Here is a 21,589-nt window from a genome sequence, read left to right as displayed (position 1 = left end):
CCTGCGCCTCCGCTATCCAGGCCCAAGCTGAACCCGCCGATGCAGCAGGGAAGCACGGAGAAAGAAAATCCCCCGACTAAAACCCCGACTAAAAAGCAAAATTAGTCGGGGGCGCTCACCGCGCTACCGGTTAAGCGTATGATTTTCTTGGAGAAAATGGCGCGCCCGGAACGATTCGAACGTCCGACCCTCAGATTCGTAGTCTGATGCTCTATCCAGCTGAGCTACGGGCGCGCATTTTTCGGCAAGAGAGACTGGCGCACCCGACACGATTCGAACGTGTGACCTTTGCCTTCGGAGGGCAACGCTCTATCCAGCTGAGCTACGGGTGCATCCGCCTTGCGGAAGCGCGGTCTTAGCCGAAAGCCGCGCCTGCGCAAAGGGTTTTGGTCAGCCTTTCGCCAGATAGACGAAGCGCAGCACGAAGAGCGCGGCGAGGACCACCAGCAGCCAGTCGCCCTTGCGCAGCTTGCCCGTGGCGGCCTTGAGGATCGCGTAGCTGGTGATGCCGAACGCCAGGCCGTTGGCGATCGAGAAGGTCAGCGGGATGGTGATCACCGTCAGGAAGGCGGGGATGGCCACCGTCGGGTCGTTCCAGTCGACCTCGGCCAGCGAGCCGATCATCAGCGCGCCCACCAGCACCAGGGCCGGCGCCGTGGCGGCGGCGGGAATGGCCTGCACCAGCGGGGCGAAGAACAGGGTGATCAAAAAGAGGATGCCGACCACCACGGCCGTCAGGCCGGTGCGGCCGCCGGCGGTGACGCCCGAGGCGCTCTCGATGTAGCTGCACACCGTGCTGGTGCCGGCCGCGGCCCCGATCATCGTGGCGGCCGAGTCGGCGGTGAGGATGCGGTTGAGGCGTGGGATCGTGCCGTCCGGCTGGACGAGGCCGGCCTTCTTGGTGACGGCGACCAGGGTGCCGACGTTGTCGAACAGATCGACGAACAGGAAGACGAAGATGATCTCGAGCAAGGCGACGCCCATGCCGCCGCGCAGGTGCAGGGCGGCGGGGATGTCCATCTTCAGGAAGGTGGCCGAGAGGTCGGTCAGGCTGTAGGCGCCGGGGGTGAACTTCGACAGGCCCAGCAGCCAGCCGGCGATGGCGGCCAGCAGGATGCCGATCAGGATCGCGCCCTTCACGCGCCAGGCCTGCAGGGCGGCGATGACTACGAGGCCGATCAGGGCCAGGGCCGCCGTCGGGGTGGTCAGGTCGCCCAGGGCCACGGCCGTGGCCGGGTTGGCGACGATGACGCCGGCGTCCTTCAGGCCGATGAAGGCGATGAAGAGACCCACCCCCGCCGCGACGGCGGAGAACAGCGGCCGCGGGATGGCCGCCACGATCATCTGGCGAATGCCGGCCACGGTCAGGATCAGGAAGGCGACGCCGGAGATGAACACGCAGCCGAGCGCGGTCTCCCAGGGCACGCCCATGCCCTTGACCACGGTGTAGGTGAAGTAGGCGTTGAGGCCCATGCCGGGAGCGAGAGCCAGCGGGTAGTTGGCGATCAGGCCCATCAGGATCGAGCCGAGGCCGGCGGCCAGGCAGGTGGCGGCGGCGACGGCGGCGACCGGCATGCCGGCCTCGCCCAGGATCGCCGGATTGACCACGACGATATAGGCCATGGTCATGAAGGTGGTCAGGCCCGCCAGCACCTCGGTGCGGACGTTGGTGCCCTGGGCCTTCAGGTGAAAGAGACGTTCGAGCATGGCTTATCGGCCTCCGGCCGTGGGCAGGGCGCGCGCGTAGCGGTCCCAGTTCTTGACGAGGTCGCGGGCGACGACGCCCCCGACGAGGAATTCGGCTTCGAAGCCGGCCTTGGCCCCGTCGTCGTGCAACACGCGCGGGAAGGTCGGCTCCCCCAGCGGCGGGCGGGTGTAGTTGCTGGCCGTGCGCAGCACCAGCACCCGGCGCCGGTCGATGCGGCCGCTGTCGGCATGGGCGTCGAGCACGTCGAGGATCCCCTGGTCTTCGCAGTCGCTCATGGTGAAGGTCCCCGCGCCGTCGGTCCAGAGCTTGACCCAGTCGCGCGCCCACTGGGTGCGCTGGGTTCCGTGCCAGAAGCGCACCGTGCCCAGGGCGTCGCCTTGCAGCACGAACGGCGGGCGGGCCGCGTTCGGCTCCTTCACATAGCCGGCGCGCAGTTTCACCAGATCCGGGTTGTCGGGCAGCTTGACGTCCTTGGTCAGGGCGTAGGCCCAGTCGACCAGGCCGCGATCGAGCGTCCAGGCCATGGCGCTGGAGCCCTCGGCCTTGCCCTTCACGTTCGGGCGGTCGGCGTCGTTGGAATAGAGGCCGTAGGGCCAATCGGCGGGGATCTCGCGGTCGTCGACCTCGTAGATCGGGTCGGCGTCGACGACGTAGCGGGCCCAGGCGGCGCTGCCGACCGAGGCCGAGGCCGGATCGACGCCGGCGATGCCGCTGACGATCCAGTAGGCGTGGGAGAGGTCGAACTGGTCCGACAGGATCAGGGCCGCGACGCTTTCCCGCGTGCGGCCGCGCATGTCGCTGACGATGGCCAGCACGCCGTCGTCGGAATAGCGGGCGACGTGGCGGATACCGGGCACGCGGATCTCACGCTTCAGCGGCCAGCCCTCGACCCAGGGCTGGAACTCGCCGGCGACGTCGCCCGTATCGGCCCCGATCTCGAAGGTGGTGACGACCACGACCTTGATCGGGATGGGGATCGGGATCGGCTTGGCGGCCGCCTGGGCCAGGCAGGGGATGCTCGCGCCCAGGAGGACCGTCCCCAAAATGGTCGCCAAAGCGACCAATGTTCTTAGAATCCAAGCCTTCATGCCTGCCCCGCTTACTTAAAACGGCGCGAAAGTCGTCGGAACCGGCGGACGATGCAACAGGCTGGACGTCGGCCCTTCCGACGGCGGCGCACGCGGCGCTAGGGTGCCACCGAATCGACCATCGGAAGCCTCCCCCCATGCGTATCGCCTCGACCGCCCTCGCCTGCGTTCTGCTGCTGACGCCGATCGGCGCGCCGATTGCCGCGAACGCCGCCGAGCGCCTTGACGCCGCGCCGCGTACGGCCGTGGTCAGCGCCTTTCCGCCGGAGATGGCGGCGCTGGAGGCGGCGACCGTCGACAAGCACGAATATGTCGCCGCCGGCACGCGCTACGTGACGGGCAAGCTGGAGGGCAAGCCGGTGGTGCTGTTCCTGTCGGGGATCAGCATGGTCAATGCGGCCATGACCACCCAAGCGGCCCTCGATCGCTTCCATGTCGTCCGCATCGTGTTCTCCGGCGTGGCCGGCGGGGCCGATCCAGAACTCGAGGTCGGCGACGTGGTGGCGCCGGAGACCTGGGCCCAGACCTCCGAAATGGCCTATGCTCGCGAGGTTCCGGGCGGCTTCGCGCCGACGCCGGGCCTGGTCAGCGACCTGCCCAATTTCGGCATGATGCATCCGCGCGCCGTGACCGTGAACCAGGACCCGGCCAAGGCGGAAGACAAGCTCTCCTTCGCCACCGATCCGGCCCTGATCGCCCTGGCGCGCCAGTCGGTCGAGGGCCTCGCTTTGAAGCGCTGCGCCGCTGACCAGTGCCTGACCAAGCCGCCCAAGGTGGTGGTCGGCGGGGCCGGCGGCTCGGGTCCGGTGTTCGTCGACAACGCCGCCTTCCGGGACTACGCCCACAAGACCTTCGGCGCCCGGGTGCTGGACATGGAAAGCGCCGCCGTCGCCCAGGTGGCGTACGTGAACAAGACCCCGTTCATCGCCTTCCGCAGCCTGTCGGACCTGGCCGGCGGCGACCCGGCGACGAACCAGTTCCCGGTGTTCCTGCGCCTGGCGGCGGATAACTCCGCGACGGTGGTGCGGGCGTTTGTCAGGGCTTTGCCGTAGTCAGCGGAGCTCTCCCAACCCAAGTCCACCTCTCCCAGAGGGAGAGGGAGGGGCCCATGCGCAGCATGGGAGGGTGAGGGGTTTCGGACTTTCCGGACAGGGCAGGGTCAAAAGGGGACGAGACGGCAGACGTCTTACCCCCTCACCCTCCCACGCCTTCGGCGCGGGCCCCTCCCTCTCCCCATGGGAGAGGTTTTCCAGAGCGCCTTTACGTCTTCAGCGGATCCTTGGCGTTCGGATCGCCGTAGGTCAGCGACACGAACACGTCCTCCAGGTCCGGATCCTCCGTCGCGATGTCCTTGATCGACACGCCGGCCCCGCGCACGGCGGCCAGCACGTGTTCGACGCTCGACTGGCCGGTGCGGTAGCTGACCGAGAAGGCGCCGCCGGCGCGACCCTTGGTGTCGAAGCCTTCCAGCGCCGGCGGCGTCGCCAGCGGGCTCTCGGGGGTCACCACCACGTTGCGGATGTCCATCCGGCCCAGGAGGGTCGGGGTCGGCTCGCAGACCACCACCTCGCCGCGGTTGACGATGGCGATCTGGTCGCACAGCTCCTGGGCCTCTTCCAGATAGTGGGTGGTCAGCACGATGGTCACGCCCAGCTCGTGCAGGCCCTTCACATACTCCCACAGCTGGCGGCGCAGCTCGACGTCGACCCCGGCGGTCGGCTCGTCGAGGATCAGCACCGGCGGCTGGTGGACCATGGCTTTCGCCACCATCAGTCGCCGCTTCATGCCGCCCGACAGCTGGCGGACATAGGCGTTGGCCTTGTCGCCCAGGCCCAGCGCATTGAGCAGCTCGTCGGTGCGGCGCTCGTTCTTGGGCACGCCGTAATAGCCGGCCTGCACCTCCAGCGACTCGCGCGGGGTGAAGAAGACGTCGGCGGCCAGCTCCTGCGGCACCACGCCGATGGCGGCGCGGGCGTCGCGCGGACGCTCGTCGATGTCGCGGCCCCAGATCCGCACCGTACCCGACGACTTGCGGGTCAGGCCGGCCAGGATGTTGATGAAGGTCGACTTTCCCGCCCCGTTCGGACCCAAGAGGCCGAAGATCGAGCCGCGCGGCACCTTCAGGTCGATGCCGTTCAGCGCCCGCTTCTCCGGCGCGGTCTTGGTGGCGGGATAGGTCTTGAACAGGCCCTCGGCTTCGATCGCGTAGGCAGGCAGGTCCATGAAGCGTCCAATCAAGGCCCGTAGCGGGGCCGAAGGCTTTGAAAACGAAGGCGCGGCGCCTTGCCCGAATTGACGCGGCGCCGACGCGTCGCATAGGTATGCCTCGTTCGCCGCCTAGCCAAGGCCGCGCTCAGAATTCGAAGGTTAGTTCCCATGGCCAAGGCCAAGTCCGAAGCTCCGACCGCCCCCACGGGCATGGACGTCGCTGTCACCGCCGGCCCGGCCCCGGAAATCGTCCACGTCCATTCGCACCGCATCGCCTGCGAAGGCGTCGGCGGGGCGCTGGGCCACCCGCGCGTGTGGCTGGAGATGGGCGCGGCCGGCTCGGTCGACTGTCCCTATTGCGACCGCCGCTTCATCGCCGCCTCGCACGCCGGCCACGACGAGGACGAGCAGCTCGCCCCCGGCGTCTACGAAGGCCCCGGCGGCCACTAAGTTGGACGATTCCAGCCTCTCCGGCCCGCGCGCCGAGACCCTCGCCCAGGCGTGGGAAGCCGCCGAATGGCCGCACGACCCGCCGGTCCTGCGCGCCATCGCCATGCCGTCGGACACCAACCCCGAAGGCGACATCTTCGGCGGCTGGCTGCTGTCGCAGATGGACCTTGCAGCGGCCTCGATCGCCTTCCACCGCGCCGCCGGCCGCTGCGCCACCATCGCCGTCGACGGCATGGTGTTCATCAGCCCGGTGTTCGTCGGCGACGAGGTCAGCCTGTTCGCCCGCATCGTCCATACGGGGCGCACCTCGCTGAAGGTCGAGGTCGAAGCCTGGCGCCGCCGCCGCGACGGCGAAAAGGCCCACAAGGTGACCCAAGGCGTGTTCACGTTCGTCGCCATCGGCGAGGACCGCAAGCCGAGGCCGCTGCCTTAGAGGCGGCCTTGCCAAGGCCAGGCCTCGCTCCGAAGATCGGCGCACGACGTCGTCGGGGAGCGGGCCATGCCGGGCACTCTACCTTTCATGCGCCTGGTCCACGCCGACTGGAGTACGCGCGAGGGCAGTCGCTGGACGGCGCAGGCCCGTCGTGAAGGCGCGGGATGGCTGGTCGAGGCGCCGCGCCTCGTCGGCCCGCTCGATCGCTTCGTGCATCACCTTTTCGCCGAGCCCGGCCCCGTGCTGGCGGGCTTCGACTTCCCCATCGGCCTGCCCGAAGCCTATGGCCGTGCGACCGATCTGGCGGGGTTCGGCCAGGCCGTGCAGGCCTTTGGCGCCGCTCCCTGGGCTCGCTTCTACGACGTCTGCGATCGGCCCGACGAGATTTCGCTCCAGCGTCCGTTCTACCCCCGGGTTTCCGTCGCCGGCGTGCGGCGCGACGAGCTGTCGAACGGGCTGGGCCTCGGCGACTTCGCGGCGCTGTTGCGCCGATGCGAGCGGGCGACGAGCGACCGACGGGCCGCCTGCGCCCTCTTCTGGACCCTGGGCGGCAATCAGGTGGGCAAGGCCGCCATCCAGGGCTGGCGATCCGTGGTCGGGCCAGCCCTGGCGCGCGGCGCCCGCCTCTGGCCTTTCGACGGCGACCTAGGCGACCTTTCCGGGCAGGGCCGGCCGGTTCTTTGCGAGACCTATCCCGCGGAGGCCTATCGTCACCTCTCGGTCGTTTTTCCCCGCGACGGCAGCAAGCGACGACGCGAAGACCGGCTTGCGGCGACAGCGGGCCTGGCCGAGCGCTGCGCCGCCCATGGGGTCGGGCTGGACGCGGACATGCGCCAGGCGCTCGAAGACGGCTTCGGCCGCCATCGCACCGGGGAAGACGCCTTCGACGCCGCCATGGGCCTGCTGGGCATGATCGAGGTGGTGGAGGGACGGCGGGTCGCCGGCCCGCCCTGCGCCTACGCGTCGGCCTGGGAGGGATGGATCCTGGGCCAGGCCGCCTGAGTCTATTCCAGCCCCTTGGCCACGCCTTCGCGACGCGGATCCGCGCCGCCTTCCAGCACGCCGCCCCCTTCTGCTTTATTTGGGCGAACGATCACTCCGTGCAGGCCCGAATTCTCGTTCTGGCCTTCCTTGACCAGCACGCCGCGCGCCTGCAGGGCCGCGGTCAGCTCCGGCCCGAAGCGATCGACCTCGCCCGAGAACACGTCGCCGCGCGCCACCAGGTTGGGCAGGGCGACGGCGTCCTGCATCGACAGGCCCCAGTCGAACACCCCGACCATGGCCTTAAGGTTATAGGACAGGATCGCCGAGCCGCCCGGCGAGCCCACGGCGGCCAGGAACTTGCCCTTCTTGTCCAGGACGATCAGCGGCGACATCGACGAGCGCGGGCGCTTGCCCCCGGCCACGGCGTTGGCGCCGGGCAGGCCGTCCTTGTCGATCGGCGCGAAGTTGAAGTCGGTGAGTTGGTTGTTGAGGAAGAAGCCGCCGACCATCCGGCCCGAGCCGAAGATGCTCTCGACCGTGGTGGTCATCGACACCACGTTGCCGGCCGGATCGACGATGACGAAGTGGGTGGTGCCGCCCGGCTCGATGGTCGAGTCCGGGCCCACCTTCGGCGCGCCCTTGGGCAGGCCGAAGGTGGGGACCGGGCCGGCCGTCTCGCCGATCAGCTTGGCGCGTTCCTTGACATAGGCCGGGTCCAGCAGACCCTCGACCGGCACGGTCACCTTGCCCGGATCGCCGACATAGCGGTCGCGGTCGGCGTACATCACCCGCTCGGCCTCGGCGATCTGGGTCCAGGCGATCGGGTCCTTGGGGCCGCGCTTGTCGATGTCGGTGTGCTCGAGCATCAGCAGGGCCTGCAGCAGCGACACCCCGCTCGACGACGGGTTGGGCACGCAGACGGTGTAGACCTTCCACGGCCGGCAGAGGGCGTCGGCGCTGCGCGGCTTGTAGGCCGCGAGGTCCGCCAGGGTCATGGCCGAGGGCCGCTCGCCCTCGTGCAGCTTGGCGACGATCGCCTCGGCCAGCGGGCCTTCATAGAGGGCCGACGGCCCTTCGGCGGCCAGGCGGCGCACCGTGGCGGCGTAGGCCGGGTTCTTCAGCGTCTCGCCGGCCTGGTAGCGCTGGCCGTCGGGCTTGGTGAAATAGGCGGTGGCGTCGGCCGTCTTGCCCTGGGGCGAACGGCCGTTGATCATCGAGGCCAGGCGCGGGCTGACCGTGAAGCCCTGGTTGGCCAGCTTTTCGGCGTCGAGGAACAGGCGGTCCCAGGCGATGGCGCCGTGCTCCTTCTGGGCCTGGGCCAGCATGCCGACCGCGCCCGGCACGCCGGTCGAGCGCCCCGACAGCACCGCCGAGATGAACGGCACGGGCTTGCCGTCGTCGCCCAGGAACAGGGCCGGCGTCGCGGCCGCCGGCGCGGTCTCGCGGCCGTCATAGGCCGTCACCTTGCCGGTCTTGGCGTCGTAGACCACCAGGAACGAGCCGCCGCCCAGGCCTGAGCTCTGCGGCTCGACCAGGCCCAGCACCGCCTGCACGGCCACCGCCGCGTCGACGGCCGAGCCGCCTTCGCGCAGCACCCTAAGGCCCGCCTCGGTGGCCAGCGGATTGGCCGTGGCGACCATGCCGCGCGGGCTGTAGGCCGCAGCGGCGCCAACCGTGCTCGGAGCCGTGACCGCGGCCGGCCTGTCCTTGGCCACCGCCGCCGGCGTCGCGCAGCCGGCGATCCCTCCGCAAGCGGTCAGGACGGCGAGGGCGGCGAGAACGGGCAGGCGCATGGGCGGATCCTCGGAACGGAGCGCGGAACAGGTCCTGGCGAGCGGCTTCAAAGCCGACTCCCGGGACGGAGATTCGACGAACCATGCCCCCGCCGCCGCCAGCGCGCTCGCAAAAAACACGGTCCCACGCCCCTGCGACATCTTTTCCGGCCGTTGAAACCGTTACAGCACAAGGAGTCGCCCACTTATCCACCGGACTCGGCGACTTTTTTCGACAAGACGCTTGCACACCCCCGGGGTCCAGGCTATTTCCCCCGCCTCGCCGCAAGGCAGTGCGCGCCCGTAGCTCAGCTGGATAGAGCATCAGACTACGAATCTGAGGGTCGGACGTTCGAATCGTTCCGGGCGCGCCATTTTCTTCTCCTAGAAGATCTCCTGAAAAATCAGAGTTGTCGGCGCGGCGGGTTTTGGCCTAGCGGTTCGGCATGACCGTTTCCGTGCTGTTCGTCTGCCTGGGCAACATCTGTCGCTCGCCGCTGGCCGAGGCCGCGTTTCGGCTGGAGGCGCAGCGGCTGGGGCTGGACGTCGTCGTGGATTCCGCGGGGACCGGCGGCTGGCATGCGGGCGATCCGCCGGATCGGCGGGCCCAGGCGACGGCGCGGCGGCATGGGGTGGAGATCGGCCGCTATGCGGCGCGGCAGGTGACAACGGCCGACTTCGAGCGCTTCGACCATGTGGTGGCGCTGGACCTGGACAATCTGAAGAACTTGAAGCGGCTGGCGCCGGCCGGGAGCCGGGCGCGGCTGAGCCTGCTGCTCGATCACGTCGAGGGGCGGGCCGGCGAGGCCGTGGCCGATCCGTATTACGGGGATGAGGCGGGGTTCGAGGTCACCTGGGCCGATGCGGTGGCCGGGGCGCGGGGGCTGGCGGCGAAAATCAGAGGATAGACCCCCTCAGTCGCTACGCGACAGCTCCCCCAGAGGGGGAGCATCTTATTGGCTCGGCGCTCTTAGATCCTCCCCCTTTGGGGGAGGTGGCCCGGAGGGCCGGAGGGGGCTCAGCAGCCCCTACCGATCCCCCAGGTGCACCCGGATCAAGCTCCGCGCGGCGCGGGCGACGGAGCGGGCGGGGCCGTCGGCGCCGAGGGTGACGCGGGCGGTGTAGGAACCCTCCATCAGCAGCATCAGGGAGTCGGCCAGCTCGTGGTCAGCGGCGCCGGCGCGGCTGCACAGGTCGATCAGCCGGCCGTGCAGCGAACGCTTGTAGTTCACCGACACCTGCTGGGCGGGGTGGTTTTCCTCGTGCAGCTCGATGGCGGCGTTCGACAGCGGGCAGCCGTGGATGTTGGTGTCGCAGGCCTTGGTCTCGAAGGCGTCGAAGATCGCCTCAAGCTGGCCGCGCGGATCGCTGCAGCACATGGCCGTGACGCCGTCCCACCAGGCCCAGTATTCGCGCTCCTGCTCGCGCAGGACCTCGGCGACCAGTTCGTCCTTGGAGGGGAAGTTCCGGTACAGCGTCATCTTGGTGGCCTCGGCCTCGGCCGCGATGGCCTCGACGCCGACGGCCCGGATGCCGTGCTGGTAGAAGAGTTCGCGGGCCGTCTCGAAGATCCGGTCGCGGGCGGGCCTCTTGGACGCCGGCGGGCCGTCCGGCGCGCACGCCGTCCCGGCTCCCAGCTCCCCCGAGCCGACCTCCCCAGATTTTCTCGCAGCCATTTTCGCAGCACCTCGCCTTGACGTGAGAGTTACCGGTCAGTATCTCTCCGGATGTCAGTGATACCGAACGGTATCGTCACATTCTAGATCGTTATCCGCCATCGCCAAGTCAAGCAACCAGCCTCAAGCAACCGACCCTGCGACATTTCCTCCCTCTTAGCCCCTGAACGGAGCGCAAGCCATGCCGAACGCGAGCGACCTCACAGCCGCCCCCGAAGCCCCGGCCGCTCCCGTGATGGGTTGGCTGACCACCGCCGCCGAACACGGCCGCACCCTCAAGCGCTGGATCGGCCGGACGGCCTCCCAGCCCAAGCCCAGCCGCCGGGCTCGCCGCCCGGCCTGGGAATAGCAGTTCAAGCGTCCCTCCCCGTCCGCCCGCTCCCCCGGGCGTTCTTTTCGACAGGTTCCCCGATGCGCCACGCCATCAACACCTTCGCCGGCCTCGCCGCCATGGCGGTCCTGGCCGCCTGCAGCGCCAAGGCCCAGCCCGAGCAAGGCCCCGCTCCCGCCGTCCCGGTCACCGTCGCCGACGTGGCCTTCAAGTCGCTGCGCCAGTGGGACGACTTCACCGGCCGCCTCGAGGCGGTCGACACCGTCGACATCCGTCCCCGGGTCGGCGGCTATGTGAACACGGTCCGCTTCACCGAAGGCGCCTATGTCCGCAAGGGCCAGGTGCTGTTCGAAATCGACCCGCGCCCGTTCCAGGCCGACGCGGCCCGCGCCTCGGCCGAGGTGGCGCGCGCCAAGGCCGGGCTTGATCTGGCCGTCGTCAACCGCGAGCGCGGCCAGCGGCTGATCGACCAGAACGCCCTGGCCCGCAGCGAATTCGACCGGCTGTCGTCGGAAGAAAAGGCCGCCCAGGCCAATCTCGCCGCCGCCCAGGCCGCCTTGCAGACCTCGCGCCTGAACCTGGAATGGACCCGCGTGACCTCGCCGATCGACGGCCGGGTCTCCAAGGCCCTGATCACCCGCGGCAACCTGGTCACCCAGGCCGACATGCTGACCACCGTGGTCTCCGACACCCCGATCTACGCGGCCTTCAGCGCCGACGAGCAGACCTTCCTGAAATACGCCGCCGCCGAGCGCGGCAAGGAAAGCCCGGTCTATATGGGCCTGATGACCGAGGACGGCTATCCGCACGTCGGCAAGCTGGCCTTCATCGACAACGCCCTGGACGCCAAGAGCGGCACGATCAGCGGCCGGGCGATCTTCGCCAACGCCGACGGCCGGTTCACGCCCGGCCTGTTCGCCCGCATCCGCCTGGTCAGCGCCGCGTCACAGACCGTCGCCCTGGCCCCCGACCGGGCGATCGCGACGGATCTGGGCAAGCGCTACGTCATCGTGGTCGGGGCCGACAACAAGGCCCAGTACCGCCCGGTCGAGGTCGGCCCGCTGGCCGGCAACCTGCGGGTCATCCGCCAGGGCCTCAAGCCCGGCGACCGGGTGATCGTCGGCGGCCTGCAGAAGGTGAAGCCCGGCGACGCCGTCGCCCCGGTGGCGGTGAAGACCGAGGCCGCCGACCTGGGCCAGCTGGAAGCCGGCCCCCGCAAGGTGGCCGCGGTCGAGAGCCCGATCCGCCAGAACTAAAGCCCTCTCCCTTCCCCCTCGATGGGGGAAGGGCCGGGGATGGGGGTGACAGCGCGTCAGGATAAGGCGCCAGCCCCACCGCCGCAGACACCCCCACCCTAGCCCTCCCCCATCAAGGGGGAGGGAACGACTCCTCACGTCCCTCCTCCCCTCCGGACGCCCGCCATGAACTTCGCAAAATTCTTCGTCGGCAGGCCGCGGTTCGCCGCCGTCCTGTCCATCGTCATCTTCATCGCCGGGCTGGTGGCCCTGCCCAACCTGCCGATCAGCGAGTACCCCGAAGTGGTGCCGCCGACCGTGGTCGTGCGCGCGGCCTATCCCGGCGCCAACCCGTCGGTGATCGGCGAGACCGTCGCGGCCCCCCTGGAACAGGCCATCAACGGCGTCGAGGGGATGATCTACCAGTCGTCCCAGTCGGCCTCGGACGGGGCCATGATCCTGACCGTGACCTTCGCGCTCGGCACCGACCTGGATAAGGCCCAGGTGCAGGTGCAGAACCGCGTCGCCCAGGCCCTGCCGAAACTGCCCCAGGAGGTGCAGCGCATCGGCGTGACCACCAACAAGGCCTCGCCCGACCTGACCCTGGTCGTGCACATGATCTCGCCCAACAACCGCTACGACATGCTCTATCTCAGCAACTACGCGCAGCTGAACGTGCGTGATCGGCTGAAGCGCATCGACGGCGTGGGCGACGTGCAGATCTTCGGCGCCGGCGCCTACTCCATGCGGGTGTGGCTGGATCCGGAGAAGGTCGCGGCTCTCGGCATGACCGCCGGCGACGTCGTGCGGGCCCTGCGCGAGCAGAACGTCCAGGTGGCCGCCGGCCAGCTGGGCGCGCCGCCCTCGCCCAATTCGGGCGCCGAGTTCCAGCTGTCGATCAACGCCCCCGGGCGCCTGACCGACGAGGAGCAGTTCCGCGACGTGATCATCCGCGCCGGCGCCGACGGCCAGATCACCCGCCTGGGCGACGTGGCCCGGGTGGAGCTGGGCGCCAACAACTACGCCCTGCGCAGCTTGCTCGACAACAAGTCGGCCGTGGCCGTGCCGATCTTCCAGCGCCCCGGCTCCAACGCCCTGCAGATGGCCGCCGACGTCAAGAAGACCATGCAGGAGCTGAAGAAGGATTTCCCCGAAGGCGTCGACTACGAGATCATCTACGACACCACCGCCTTCGTGCAGGAGAGCATCGACTCGGTGGTCCACACCCTGATCGAGGCCATCATCCTGGTGGTCATCGTGGTGGTGATCTTCCTGCAAGGCTGGCGGGCCTCGGTGATCCCGCTGCTGGCCGTGCCGGTGTCGCTGATCGGTACGTTCGCGATCATGCTGCTGCTGGGCTTCGGGCTTAACGCGCTGACCCTGTTTGGCCTGGTGCTGGCCATCGGCATCGTCGTCGACGACGCCATCGTCGTGGTCGAGAACGTCGAGCGGCACATCACCAACGGCCTCTCGCCGCCCGAAGCCACCCGCAAGGCGATGAGCGAGGTCACCGGCCCGATCATCGCCGTGGCCCTGGTGCTGTGCGCCGTCTTCATCCCGACGGCCTTCATCACCGGCCTGTCGGGCCAGTTCTACCGCCAGTTCGCCCTGACCATCGCCATCTCGACGATCATCTCGGCGATCAACTCGCTCACCCTGTCGCCGGCCCTGGCCGCCGTGCTGCTGAAGTCGCACGACGCGCCCAAGGACCGCTTCCAGAAGCTGATCGACCGCGCTTTGGGCTGGCTGTTCACGCCGTTCAACAAGGTCTTCCACCGCGCCTCGAACGGCTACGTCCGCGGCGTGAAGGCGACCCTGGGCCGCTCGACCGCCTCGCTGTTCGTCTATGGCGGCCTCCTGCTGCTGACGGGCCTGGCCTTCGCCCGCACCCCGTCCGGCTTCGTGCCGCAGCAGGACAAGGCCTATGTGGTCGCCGTCGTGCAGCTGCCCGACGCCGCCTCGCTGGACCGCACTGAGGCCGTGATCAAGCAGATGGGCGACATCGCCATGAAGACCCCGGGCATCGAGCACTCGGTGGCCTTCCCGGGCCTGTCGGCCAACGGCTTCATCAACAGCCCCAACGCCGGCGCGGTGTTCTTCCCGCTCAGCGACTTCAAGGACCGTCGCGGCAAGGAGCTCTCGGCCAACGCCATCGTCGGCCAGCTGAACCAGAAGTTCGCCGCCATCCCCGACGCCCAGATCGCGGTCTTCCCGCCGCCGTCCGTGCAGGGGCTGGGCACCATCGGCGGCTTCCGGATGCAGATCGTCGACAAGGCGGGCCTGGGTTCGGACGAGCTCTACAAGGCCACTCAGAACATCATCGCCAAAGCGCAGAAGGATCCGGCCCTGGCCGGCGTCTTCTCCAGCTACCAGGTGAGCGTGCCCAAGATCCAGGCCGACATCGATCGCGAGAAGGCCCGCGCCCAGGGCGTGTCGCTGACCGACCTCTTCGAGACCCTGCAGGTCTATCTGGGCTCGCTGTACGTCAATGACTTCAACCGCTTCGGGCGGACCTACGAGGTCAACGTCCAGGCCGACCAGAGCTTCCGCCTGCAACCCGAGCAGATGCTGCGCCTGCAGACCCGCAACGGCGCGGGCCAGATGATCCCGCTGGGCTCGTTCATCAGCTTCAAGGAGGCCACCGGTCCCGACCGCGAGATGCACTACAACGGCATGCTGACCGCCGAGATCAACGGCGGCCCGGCGCCGGGCTTCTCGACCGGCCAGGCCCAGAAGGCCCTCGAGGAACTGGCCAAGCAGGAACTCCCTGCCGGCATGGGCTTCGAGTGGACCGAGCTGACCTACCAGCAGATCCTGGCCGGCAACACGGCGATCTACATCTTCCCGCTGTGCGTGCTCCTGGCCTTCCTGGTGCTGGTCGCGCAGTACGAAAGCTGGAGCCTGCCGCTGGTGGTGATCCTGATCGTGCCCATGACCCTGCTGTCGGCCCTGGCCGGCGTGCTGGTCACCGGCGGCGACAACAACATCTTCACCCAGATCGGCCTGATCGTGCTGGTGGGGCTGGCGTGCAAGAACGCCATCCTGATCGTCGAGTTCGCCCGCGAACGCGAGATCGAGGGCGACACGCCGCTGAAAGCGGTGCTGGAAGCCTGCCGCCTGCGCCTGCGTCCCATCCTGATGACCTCGATCGCCTTCATCATGGGCGTCTGGCCGCTGGTGGTGTCGCACGGGGCCGGGGCCGAGATGCGCCGGGCCATGGGCGTGGCGGTGTTCTCCGGCATGCTGGGCGTCACCGTCTTCGGCCTGATCCTGACGCCGGTCTTCTACTACGTCATCCGCCGGCTCAGCGGCTCGCGCTCGCTGGTGAAGAGCCAGCCCGCGCCGGCCGTGGAAGCGGAGGCCCACTGACCAACCTTCCCCTCCCCCTCGATGGGGGAGGGGCCAGGGGCGGGGGTGAACGCGGCGTCGGCCAGCGCCCCTCCCCCAACCGCCCAGACACCCCCATCCCCGACCCTTCCCCCATCAAGGGGGAAGGGAGACTCCCGAGGCTCCCATGACCCTCTTCCGCACAACCCTCATCGCCGGCGCCTCGCTGCTGGCCACGGCCTGCGCCGTCGGCCCCAACTACAAGGCCCCCGTCGTCGCCCCCATCGCCCTGCAGAACGCCGCGCCCTCCGTCGCCTCCACCGCCGCCCCCGAGGCCCAGTGGTGGAAGGCGTTCGGCGACCCGACGCTCGACGCCCTGGTGACCCAGGCGCTCTCCACCAATCTCGACCTCGAGATCGCCGTAGCCCGGGTGAACGAAGCCCGCGCCCTCTTCAAGGACGCCCGCCTCGACGCCGCCCCGCGCGTCACCGCCACCGGAACCTACGCCGCCGCCGACCAGCAGCAGCCCACCTCGGGCGGCCAGCGCGTCTATGGCGACACCTACCAGGCCGGCTTCGACGCCGCCTGGGAGCTCGATCTCTTCGGCCGCGTGCGCCGGGGCGTGCAGGCCGCAAGCGCCGAGGCCGGCGCGGCCCAGGCCGACCTGCGCGACGCCCAGGTCACCGTCGCCGCCGAGGTGGCCCGCAACTACCTCGAACTGCGCGGCGCCCAGGCCCGCCTGGCGGTCGCCCGCCGCAACCTGGAAACCCAGCGCGAGACCCTGCGCCTGACCCGCGTGCGGTTCGAGGCCGGGGCCGGCGGGGCCATCGACGTCGCCAGCGCCGAGGCCCGTCTCAAGGCCACCGAAAGCGCCATTCCCGAACTGGTCACCGCCGAGACCCGCGCCAACTACCGCCTGGCCGTCCTGACCGGCCAGCGACCCGGCGCCCTCGACGTCCAGCTGAAACCGCGCGCCCAGGATCCGGCGCCGCTGGTCATGGCCCTGCCGATCGGCGAGGCCTCCACCTTCCTGCGCCGCCGGCCCGACGTGCAGGCGGCCGAGCGGCGGCTGGCGGCCCAGACCGCCAAGGTCGGGGTGGCCACCGCCGACCTCTTCCCGCGCGTCCGCGTCACCGGCTTCGTCGGCTTCCTCACCGGCACGGCCTCGGGCTTCGGAAACAGCGCCAGCCAGGCCTGGTCGGTCGCGCCCAGCGTCAGCTGGCCGGCCCTCGACCTCGGCGGCGCCCATGCGCGGCTGAAGGCGGCGGAAGCCCGCAACGACGCGGCCCTCGCGGCCTACGACAAGGCCGTGCTGACCGCGATCGAGGACCTGGAGACGGCCCTCGTTTCCTACCGCCAGCGCCAGGCGCGCCTGGCCAGCCTCGCCGACCAGGCCGCCGCCTCCCGCCGCGCCGCCGAGCTGGCGCGGATCCAGTACAAGGAAGGCGGCATCGACTTCCTCGTCTTGCTCGATGCGGAGCGGACGCTGCTGTCGGCGGAAGACGCCCTGACCGTGGCCGAGACGGGCGTGAACACCGACGTGGTGGCGATCTACAAGGCGCTCGGCGGGGGGTGGTCCTAGCCCCCTCTCCCAGAGGGAGAGGGAGGGGCCCATGCGCAGCATGGGAGGGTGAGGAGGTTACACCGTCGGCGGTCCCCTCCCCCAAACCCGGCGCGGTCGTTCAAGCCAGGATGCGGCTGACGCCTTACCCCCTCACCCTCCCACGCCTGCGGCGCGGGCCCCTCCCTCTCCCCATGGGAGAGGGGCTATATGGCGACACCCTCTCTTGGAGCCCCCGCATGGCCGCCGCCGACGCCCACCTGTACCAGCCCCGCGACGGCCACGGCCTGGCCCACGATCCGTTCAATTCCATCGTCGGCCCGCGCCCGATCGGCTGGATCTCGACGGTGGACGCCGACGGCCGCCGCAACCTGGCGCCCTACAGCTTCTTCAACGCCTTCAACTACACCCCGCCGATCGTCGGCTTCGCCAGCACCGGCTGGAAGGACACCGTCGCCAACATCCAGGCCACCGGCGTGTTCTGCTGGAACCTGGCCACCCGCGACCTGGCCGCGGCGATGAACGTCACCTCCGCCCCCGCCGCCCCCGGCCAGGACGAGTTCGAACTGGCCGGCCTGACCCCGGTCGCCGGCAGCCTGGTCGCCGCGCCGCGCGTGCTGGAGAGCCCGGTGAACTTCGAGTGCCGCCTGAGCCAGTCGTTCAAGCTGACCACCGCGAACGGCGACGAGGTCGAGACCTGGATGACCTTCGGCGAGGTCGTCGCCGTCCACATCGACCGGCGGTTGATCCGCGCCGATGGCGTCTATGACGCTCCCGCCGGCGAGCCGATCCTGCGCTGGGGCGGCCGCGGCGACTACGTCGCCGTCGAGCCCTCGGCGCTGTTCGAGATGATCCGGCCGACCAAGGCGTGACTCTAAACCACCTCTCCCAGAGGGAGAGGGAGGGGCCCATGCGCAGCATGTGAGGGTGAGGGGTTTCGGACTTTCCGGACGGGGCAGGGTCAAAGGAGATGAGACGGCAGACGTCTTACCCCCTCACCCTCCCACGCCTTCGGCGCGGGCCCCTCCCTCTCCCCATGGGAGAGGTGAATTCAAAGTCGCCCCAAACGAAAAAACCCTCCCGAACCGGCTGGCTCGGGAGGATTTTCAAGGTCGCCGTAGCGAAGGCCGTCAGACGTCGACTTCGGCGTCCAGGGCGTTTTCCTGGATGAACTCGCGGCGCGGTTCGACCAGGTCGCCCATCAGGCGGCTGAACATGTCGTCGGCGTCGTCGGCGTGGTTGACCTTGACCTGCAGCAGGGTGCGGGCGTCGACGTCGAGGGTGGTCTCCCACAGCTGGTCGGGGTTCATCTCGCCCAGACCCTTGTAGCGCTGGATGGTCAGGCCCTTGCGGCCGGCGTCGAGCACCGCCTGCACCAGGTCGAGCGGCCCACGGATCGTGGTCGACTTGTCCTTGCGGCGGAAGGTGGCGACGCCCGAGAACACCTCGGCCAGCTTGACCGCGCGTTCGGCCAGGCGGCGGGCGTCGGCGGCGTGCAGCAGCACGTCGTCGAGCACGACGCGCTCCGACACGCCACGGCGCACGCGGCTGAAGACGAAGCCGGTGTCGCCGCGCTCGCCCGACCAGGGACCATCGCCCTCCTCGTTGTAGAGGTTCAGGCGGGCGGCGGCCTTGGCCGCGTCCGGGGTCTCGCCCAGCAGGCCAGCGAGAGCCGCCTGCTCGATGGCCGAGGCCGGGGCGCGGGTCGCCAGGCGGTCGATATTGCCCTTGGCCGAACGGGCCAGCTGCACCAGGGCCAGCAGGTCCTGACCGATCAGGCGCTCGCCCGAGACGAGGTCGAGCTCGGCCCCGTCGACGCCCTCGTCCACCAGGAAGGCGTCCATTTCGGCGTCGTCCTTGAGGTAGCGCGAGGACTTGCCCTTGGCGGCTTTGTAGAGCGGCGGCTGGGCGATGTAGATGTAGCCGCGCTCGATCAGCTGCGGCATCTGCCGGTAGAAGAAGGTCAGCAGAAGCGTGCGGATGTGGGCGCCGTCGACGTCGGCGTCGGTCATCAACACGATCTTGTGGTAGCGCACCTTGTCCGGGTTGAAGTCGTCGCGGCCGATGCCGGCGCCCAGCGCCGTGATCAGCGTGCCGATCTGGTCGGACGACAGCATCTTGTCGAAGCGGGCGCGCTCGACGTTCAGGATCTTGCCGCGCAGGGGCAGGACGGCCTGGTTGTCGCGGTTGCGGGCCTGCTTGGCCGAGCCGCCAGCCGAGTCGCCCTCGACGATGAAGATTTCGGACTTGGCCGGGTCGCGCTCGGAGCAGTCGGCCAGCTTGCCGGGCAGCGAGGTGATGTCGAGCGCGCTCTTGCGGCGGGTCAGTTCGCGCGCCTTGCGGGCGGCTTCACGGGCCGCGGCGGCCTCGGCGATCTTGCTGACGATCGCTTTCGCCTCGTTCGGATGCTCCTCGAACCAGGTCGAGAGGCCTTCCTGCACCAGGTTTTCGACGGCCGGGCGCACTTCCGACGAGACCAGCTTGTCCTTGGTCTGCGAGCTGAACTTCGGGTCGGGAACCTTGACCGACAGCACGCAAGTCAGGCCTTCGCGGCTGTCTTCGCCGCCCAGGTTGACCTTTTCCTTCTTCAGGATGCCGGAGCTTTCGGCGTAGTTCGAAATCACCCGGGTCAGGGCGCCGCGGAAGGCCGAAAGGTGCGTGCCGCCATCCCGCTGGGGGATGTTGTTGGTAAAGCACAGCATGTGCTCGTGGTAGCTGTCGTTCCACCACATGGCCAGGTCGACCTCGACCTTGTCCTTGCGGCCCTTGACGATGATCGGGGCCTTGAGCAGCGGGGTCTTGGCCTTGTCGAGGTGGCGCACGAAGGCCTCGATGCCGCCCTCGTAGAACAGCTTCTCGACCCACGGCTCGGCGTCGCGGTTGTCCTTGAACCAGATGGTGACGCCCGAGTTCAGGAACGCCAGCTCGCGCAGGCGGTGCTCCAGGGTCTTCCGGTCGAAATCGATGAAGGCGAAGGTGTCCTTCGAGGGGAAGAAGGTCACTTCGGTGCCGGTCAGCACCTCGCCGGCCTTGGGGCCTTCGTCGCGCACGGGCGAGACGCCGGTTTCCTTCAGCGAGGTCACCGCGTCGCCGCGCTCGAAGCGCATCTGGTGGACCTTGCCGTTGCGGTGGACCAGCAGTTCCAGCCAGTCCGACAGGGCGTTGACGACCGAGACGCCCACGCCGTGCAGGCCGCCCGAGACCTTGTAGCTGTTCTGGTCGAACTTACCGCCGGCGTGCAGCTGGGTCATGATGACCTCGGCCGCCGAGACGCCTTCGCCCTCGTGGATGTCGACGGGGATGCCGCGGCCGTCGTCGGTGACCGTCACCGAACCGTCGGCGTTGAGGATCACCTGGACCTTGGTGGCGTGGCCGGCCAGGGCTTCGTCGATGGCGTTGTCGACCACCTCGTAGACCATGTGGTGCAGGCCCGAACCGTCGTCGGTGTCGCCGATGTACATGCCGGGGCGCTTGCGCACCGCGTCCAGGCCCTTGAGGACCTTGATCGAGTCCGCGCCATATTCGCCGGCGACGGCTTCTTCGGGAACTTCGGGGACTTGGCCTTCGGTATTCTCGGTCATTCGTCTTCCAGAGCCGTAGACTCAATGGGGGTCAGACCGGCTTCGCTGACGCGAACGCCCAGAGCCCGACCCTTGAGATGGTCGAACAGCGACTCGTCCGTGCCGGTGAGGAAGGCCTGGAGCTTGAGCGCCGTGAGTTCGTCGGCCAGAGCCGCTCGCCGGGTGAGGTCGAGATGCGCGGCGACTTCGTCGAGCAACACTATAGGATTCGGCGCGGATTCCGCACGCGAAAGTCTCGCCGCCTGGGCCAAAACCAGGTTCAAAATCAGCGCTTTTTGCTCCCCGGTCGAGCATTCCGAAGCCGGACGGTCCTTGTCGACGTGGAACACCGCCAGATCGCCCCGGTGCGGGCCGGTCAGGGCGCGTCCCGCGGCCCCGTCGCGGGGTCGCGCAGCGGCCAAAGCCTGGGCCAGCTGAAGCTCGATTTCGGCCGCGTCGGCGCCGTCCAGGGCCATCTGCTCCCAGGCCCCGGTCAGGGCCAGGCGGGCCTGCGGGAAGGGTCGGTCGCCCCGGCTGTCGATCTCGGCCTGCAGGGCGGTGAGGGTCCGCGCCCGGGCCTGGACCATCAGCGCCCCGGCTCCGGCCAGCCGCGCCTCCAGCACCGTCAGCCAGGCCGGATCGGCGCTCGCCCCGCCGTCGGCGGCGTCGGTCAGCAGGCGCATGCGCTCGCGCTGGGCCTTGTCATAGGCGTTGGCGTGGCTGGCGTGGGCGGGTTCGGCGGCGAACACCAGCCGGTCGAAGAACTTGCGGCGATCGGAAGCCGCCTCGAGGAACAGGCGGTCCTGCGCGGGCGTCAGCCACATGGGGCGCACGTGGTCGGCCAGACGGCCCGGCGGCACGGTCTCACCCTCGATGCGGACGATGCGGCGCGCGGCGCCGGCAGCTTCCGTCCCCGTGCCGACCTTCAGGATCTCGCCGTCGGCCTCCTCGATCTCGGCCGCCACGGCCCAGGCCCGGCCCACGGCCTCGCCCGGCTGCCGGCGCCCGACCTCGGCCAGGCTCGACCCGCGCAGGCCCTTGCCGGGCGACAGCAGGCTGACGGCCTCCAGCAGGTTGGTCTTGCCCGCGCCGTTGGGGCCGAACAGGTAGACGCTGCGCCCGCCGGTCGAAAGATCGGCGCGCTCGTAGGATCGGAAGTCGGTGAGCCGCAGGCGGGCGATGGTGGCGGACGCCATGGGCGTCTCTTAAGGCAGGTCGGTCCCAACTGAAACCTCTCCCATGGGGAGAGGGAGGGG

General features: G+C 69.4%; 17 protein-coding genes and 3 tRNA genes. 11 read left to right on the top strand and 9 right to left on the bottom strand.

The genetic code is table 11. The annotated features are described in order from the left end of the window. Positions 1 to 157 precede the first annotated feature (157 nt). The 4 genes from AC2YHT_RS15525 to AC2YHT_RS15510 all read right to left on the bottom strand — a co-directional run bounded on the left by AC2YHT_RS15525 (position 158) and on the right by AC2YHT_RS15510 (position 2,796). Positions 158 to 234, bottom strand: a tRNA-Arg gene (locus AC2YHT_RS15525). Positions 235 to 255: 21 nt separating this feature from the next. After that, positions 256 to 332 (bottom strand) — tRNA-Arg (locus tag AC2YHT_RS15520). 58 nt (positions 333 to 390) lie between these two features. Continuing rightward, the gene (locus AC2YHT_RS15515; RefSeq protein WP_487290680.1) at positions 391 to 1,707 is read right to left on the bottom strand and encodes an NCS2 family permease; all 1,317 of its coding nucleotides are present in this window, start codon (positions 1,705 to 1,707) and stop codon (positions 391 to 393) included. Between the two features lie 3 nt (positions 1,708 to 1,710). Further along, the gene (locus AC2YHT_RS15510) at positions 1,711 to 2,796 is read right to left on the bottom strand and encodes a purine nucleoside permease (protein WP_487290679.1); all 1,086 of its coding nucleotides are present in this window, start codon (positions 2,794 to 2,796) and stop codon (positions 1,711 to 1,713) included. A gap of 137 nt (positions 2,797 to 2,933) precedes the next feature. Between AC2YHT_RS15510 and AC2YHT_RS15505 the strand changes: the two genes are divergently transcribed. Then, positions 2,934 to 3,848 (top strand): 5'-methylthioadenosine/S-adenosylhomocysteine nucleosidase, encoded by a 915-nt coding sequence (locus AC2YHT_RS15505; RefSeq protein WP_487290678.1) that lies wholly within the window; start codon positions 2,934 to 2,936, stop codon positions 3,846 to 3,848. Between the two features lie 208 nt (positions 3,849 to 4,056). Here AC2YHT_RS15505 and AC2YHT_RS15500 read toward each other — a convergent pair whose 3' ends face one another. Further along, positions 4,057 to 5,019, bottom strand: a complete 963-nt coding sequence (locus tag AC2YHT_RS15500; RefSeq protein WP_487290677.1) for an ABC transporter ATP-binding protein — start codon at positions 5,017 to 5,019, stop codon at positions 4,057 to 4,059. A gap of 153 nt (positions 5,020 to 5,172) precedes the next feature. On the opposite strand from AC2YHT_RS15500, the gene AC2YHT_RS15495 reads away from it, so the two are divergent. The 3 genes from AC2YHT_RS15495 to AC2YHT_RS15485 all read left to right on the top strand — a co-directional run bounded on the left by AC2YHT_RS15495 (position 5,173) and on the right by AC2YHT_RS15485 (position 6,889). Continuing rightward, positions 5,173 to 5,454 (top strand): zinc-finger domain-containing protein, encoded by a 282-nt coding sequence (locus AC2YHT_RS15495; protein ID WP_487290676.1) that lies wholly within the window; start codon positions 5,173 to 5,175, stop codon positions 5,452 to 5,454. 1 nt (position 5,455) lies between these two features. Continuing rightward, positions 5,456 to 5,887, top strand: coding sequence for an acyl-CoA thioesterase (locus AC2YHT_RS15490; protein ID WP_110121666.1), 432 nt, complete (start codon positions 5,456 to 5,458; stop codon positions 5,885 to 5,887). Between the two features lie 66 nt (positions 5,888 to 5,953). Then, a complete protein-coding gene (locus tag AC2YHT_RS15485; protein ID WP_487290675.1) occupies positions 5,954 to 6,889 on the top strand; it encodes a hypothetical protein in 936 nt (311 codons plus the stop codon). Between the two features lie 2 nt (positions 6,890 to 6,891). On the opposite strand, the gene ggt is transcribed toward AC2YHT_RS15485, so the two are convergent. Then, positions 6,892 to 8,664, bottom strand: coding sequence for a gamma-glutamyltransferase (ggt, locus tag AC2YHT_RS15480; protein WP_487290674.1), 1,773 nt, complete (start codon positions 8,662 to 8,664; stop codon positions 6,892 to 6,894). A gap of 276 nt (positions 8,665 to 8,940) precedes the next feature. Here ggt and AC2YHT_RS15475 point away from each other — a divergent pair. Together AC2YHT_RS15475 and AC2YHT_RS15470 are read left to right on the top strand one after the other, a co-directional pair. Further along, positions 8,941 to 9,017: transfer RNA gene (locus AC2YHT_RS15475), tRNA-Arg, on the top strand. Between the two features lie 72 nt (positions 9,018 to 9,089). Beyond that, positions 9,090 to 9,551 carry a low molecular weight protein-tyrosine-phosphatase gene (locus AC2YHT_RS15470; protein WP_487290673.1) on the top strand — a complete coding sequence of 154 codons (462 nt, stop codon included), beginning with the start codon at positions 9,090 to 9,092 and terminating at the stop codon, positions 9,549 to 9,551. Positions 9,552 to 9,671: 120 nt separating this feature from the next. On the opposite strand, the gene AC2YHT_RS15465 is transcribed toward AC2YHT_RS15470, so the two are convergent. Further along, positions 9,672 to 10,319 (bottom strand): TetR/AcrR family transcriptional regulator, encoded by a 648-nt coding sequence (locus AC2YHT_RS15465; protein ID WP_110120406.1) that lies wholly within the window; start codon positions 10,317 to 10,319, stop codon positions 9,672 to 9,674. 181 nt (positions 10,320 to 10,500) lie between these two features. Here AC2YHT_RS15465 and AC2YHT_RS15460 point away from each other — a divergent pair, with 181 nt between their 5' ends. The 5 genes from AC2YHT_RS15460 to AC2YHT_RS15440 all read left to right on the top strand — a co-directional run bounded on the left by AC2YHT_RS15460 (position 10,501) and on the right by AC2YHT_RS15440 (position 17,645). Continuing rightward, on the top strand, positions 10,501 to 10,668 hold the full coding sequence (locus AC2YHT_RS15460) for a hypothetical protein (RefSeq protein WP_487290672.1): 168 nt from the start codon (positions 10,501 to 10,503) through the stop codon (positions 10,666 to 10,668). A gap of 62 nt (positions 10,669 to 10,730) precedes the next feature. Continuing rightward, the gene (locus AC2YHT_RS15455; RefSeq protein ID WP_487290671.1) at positions 10,731 to 11,906 is read left to right on the top strand and encodes an efflux RND transporter periplasmic adaptor subunit; all 1,176 of its coding nucleotides are present in this window, start codon (positions 10,731 to 10,733) and stop codon (positions 11,904 to 11,906) included. Positions 11,907 to 12,071: 165 nt separating this feature from the next. Beyond that, entirely contained in the window at positions 12,072 to 15,254 is a 3,183-nt protein-coding gene (locus AC2YHT_RS15450; RefSeq protein WP_487290670.1) for an efflux RND transporter permease subunit, read from the top strand. 145 nt (positions 15,255 to 15,399) lie between these two features. Then, positions 15,400 to 16,794, top strand: a complete 1,395-nt coding sequence (locus AC2YHT_RS15445; RefSeq protein WP_487290669.1) for an efflux transporter outer membrane subunit — start codon at positions 15,400 to 15,402, stop codon at positions 16,792 to 16,794. 218 nt (positions 16,795 to 17,012) lie between these two features. Further along, positions 17,013 to 17,645 (top strand): flavin reductase family protein, encoded by a 633-nt coding sequence (locus tag AC2YHT_RS15440; RefSeq protein WP_487290668.1) that lies wholly within the window; start codon positions 17,013 to 17,015, stop codon positions 17,643 to 17,645. A gap of 258 nt (positions 17,646 to 17,903) precedes the next feature. On the opposite strand, the gene gyrB is transcribed toward AC2YHT_RS15440, so the two are convergent. Both gyrB and recF read right to left on the bottom strand, forming a co-directional pair. After that, a complete protein-coding gene (gene gyrB / locus AC2YHT_RS15435) occupies positions 17,904 to 20,354 on the bottom strand; it encodes a DNA topoisomerase (ATP-hydrolyzing) subunit B (protein WP_487290667.1) in 2,451 nt (816 codons plus the stop codon). Next, positions 20,351 to 21,529: a DNA replication/repair protein RecF gene (gene recF / locus AC2YHT_RS15430; RefSeq protein ID WP_487290666.1), complete on the bottom strand. Its 1,179-nt coding sequence runs from the start codon at positions 21,527 to 21,529 to the stop codon at positions 20,351 to 20,353. Before recF ends, gyrB begins: the two co-directional genes overlap by 4 nt. Between the last annotated feature and the right edge of the window lie 60 nt (positions 21,530 to 21,589).

It is taken from the genome of Caulobacter sp. SRI_008 (genome assembly GCF_057586355.1).
The sequence above is the reverse complement of the archived record's forward strand: the minus strand, read 5'-3'. Positions and strand labels throughout refer to the sequence as shown.

What these genes read in the sequence shown, in the direction of transcription:
- AC2YHT_RS15495 (WP_487290676.1), top strand. Translation starts at nt 5,173, where the DNA reads ATGGCCAAGGCCAAGTCCGAAGCTCCGACCGCCCCCACGGGCATGGAC.
- AC2YHT_RS15460 (WP_487290672.1), top strand. Translation starts at nt 10,501, where the DNA reads ATGCCGAACGCGAGCGACCTCACAGCCGCCCCCGAAGCCCCGGCCGCT.
- AC2YHT_RS15515 (WP_487290680.1), bottom strand. Translation starts at nt 1,707, where the DNA reads ATGCTCGAACGTCTCTTTCACCTGAAGGCCCAGGGCACCAACGTCCGC.
- AC2YHT_RS15455 (WP_487290671.1), top strand. Translation starts at nt 10,731, where the DNA reads ATGCGCCACGCCATCAACACCTTCGCCGGCCTCGCCGCCATGGCGGTC.
- gyrB (WP_487290667.1), bottom strand. Translation starts at nt 20,354, where the DNA reads ATGACCGAGAATACCGAAGGCCAAGTCCCCGAAGTTCCCGAAGAAGCC.
- AC2YHT_RS15450 (WP_487290670.1), top strand. Translation starts at nt 12,072, where the DNA reads ATGAACTTCGCAAAATTCTTCGTCGGCAGGCCGCGGTTCGCCGCCGTC.
- AC2YHT_RS15505 (WP_487290678.1), top strand. Translation starts at nt 2,934, where the DNA reads ATGCGTATCGCCTCGACCGCCCTCGCCTGCGTTCTGCTGCTGACGCCG.
- AC2YHT_RS15445 (WP_487290669.1), top strand. Translation starts at nt 15,400, where the DNA reads ATGACCCTCTTCCGCACAACCCTCATCGCCGGCGCCTCGCTGCTGGCC.
- AC2YHT_RS15510 (WP_487290679.1), bottom strand. Translation starts at nt 2,796, where the DNA reads ATGAAGGCTTGGATTCTAAGAACATTGGTCGCTTTGGCGACCATTTTG.
- AC2YHT_RS15485 (WP_487290675.1), top strand. Translation starts at nt 5,954, where the DNA reads ATGCCGGGCACTCTACCTTTCATGCGCCTGGTCCACGCCGACTGGAGT.
- AC2YHT_RS15440 (WP_487290668.1), top strand. Translation starts at nt 17,013, where the DNA reads ATGGCCGCCGCCGACGCCCACCTGTACCAGCCCCGCGACGGCCACGGC.
- AC2YHT_RS15470 (WP_487290673.1), top strand. Translation starts at nt 9,090, where the DNA reads ATGACCGTTTCCGTGCTGTTCGTCTGCCTGGGCAACATCTGTCGCTCG.
- ggt (WP_487290674.1), bottom strand. Translation starts at nt 8,664, where the DNA reads ATGCGCCTGCCCGTTCTCGCCGCCCTCGCCGTCCTGACCGCTTGCGGA.
- AC2YHT_RS15465 (WP_110120406.1), bottom strand. Translation starts at nt 10,319, where the DNA reads ATGGCTGCGAGAAAATCTGGGGAGGTCGGCTCGGGGGAGCTGGGAGCC.
- recF (WP_487290666.1), bottom strand. Translation starts at nt 21,529, where the DNA reads ATGGCGTCCGCCACCATCGCCCGCCTGCGGCTCACCGACTTCCGATCC.
- AC2YHT_RS15500 (WP_487290677.1), bottom strand. Translation starts at nt 5,019, where the DNA reads ATGGACCTGCCTGCCTACGCGATCGAAGCCGAGGGCCTGTTCAAGACC.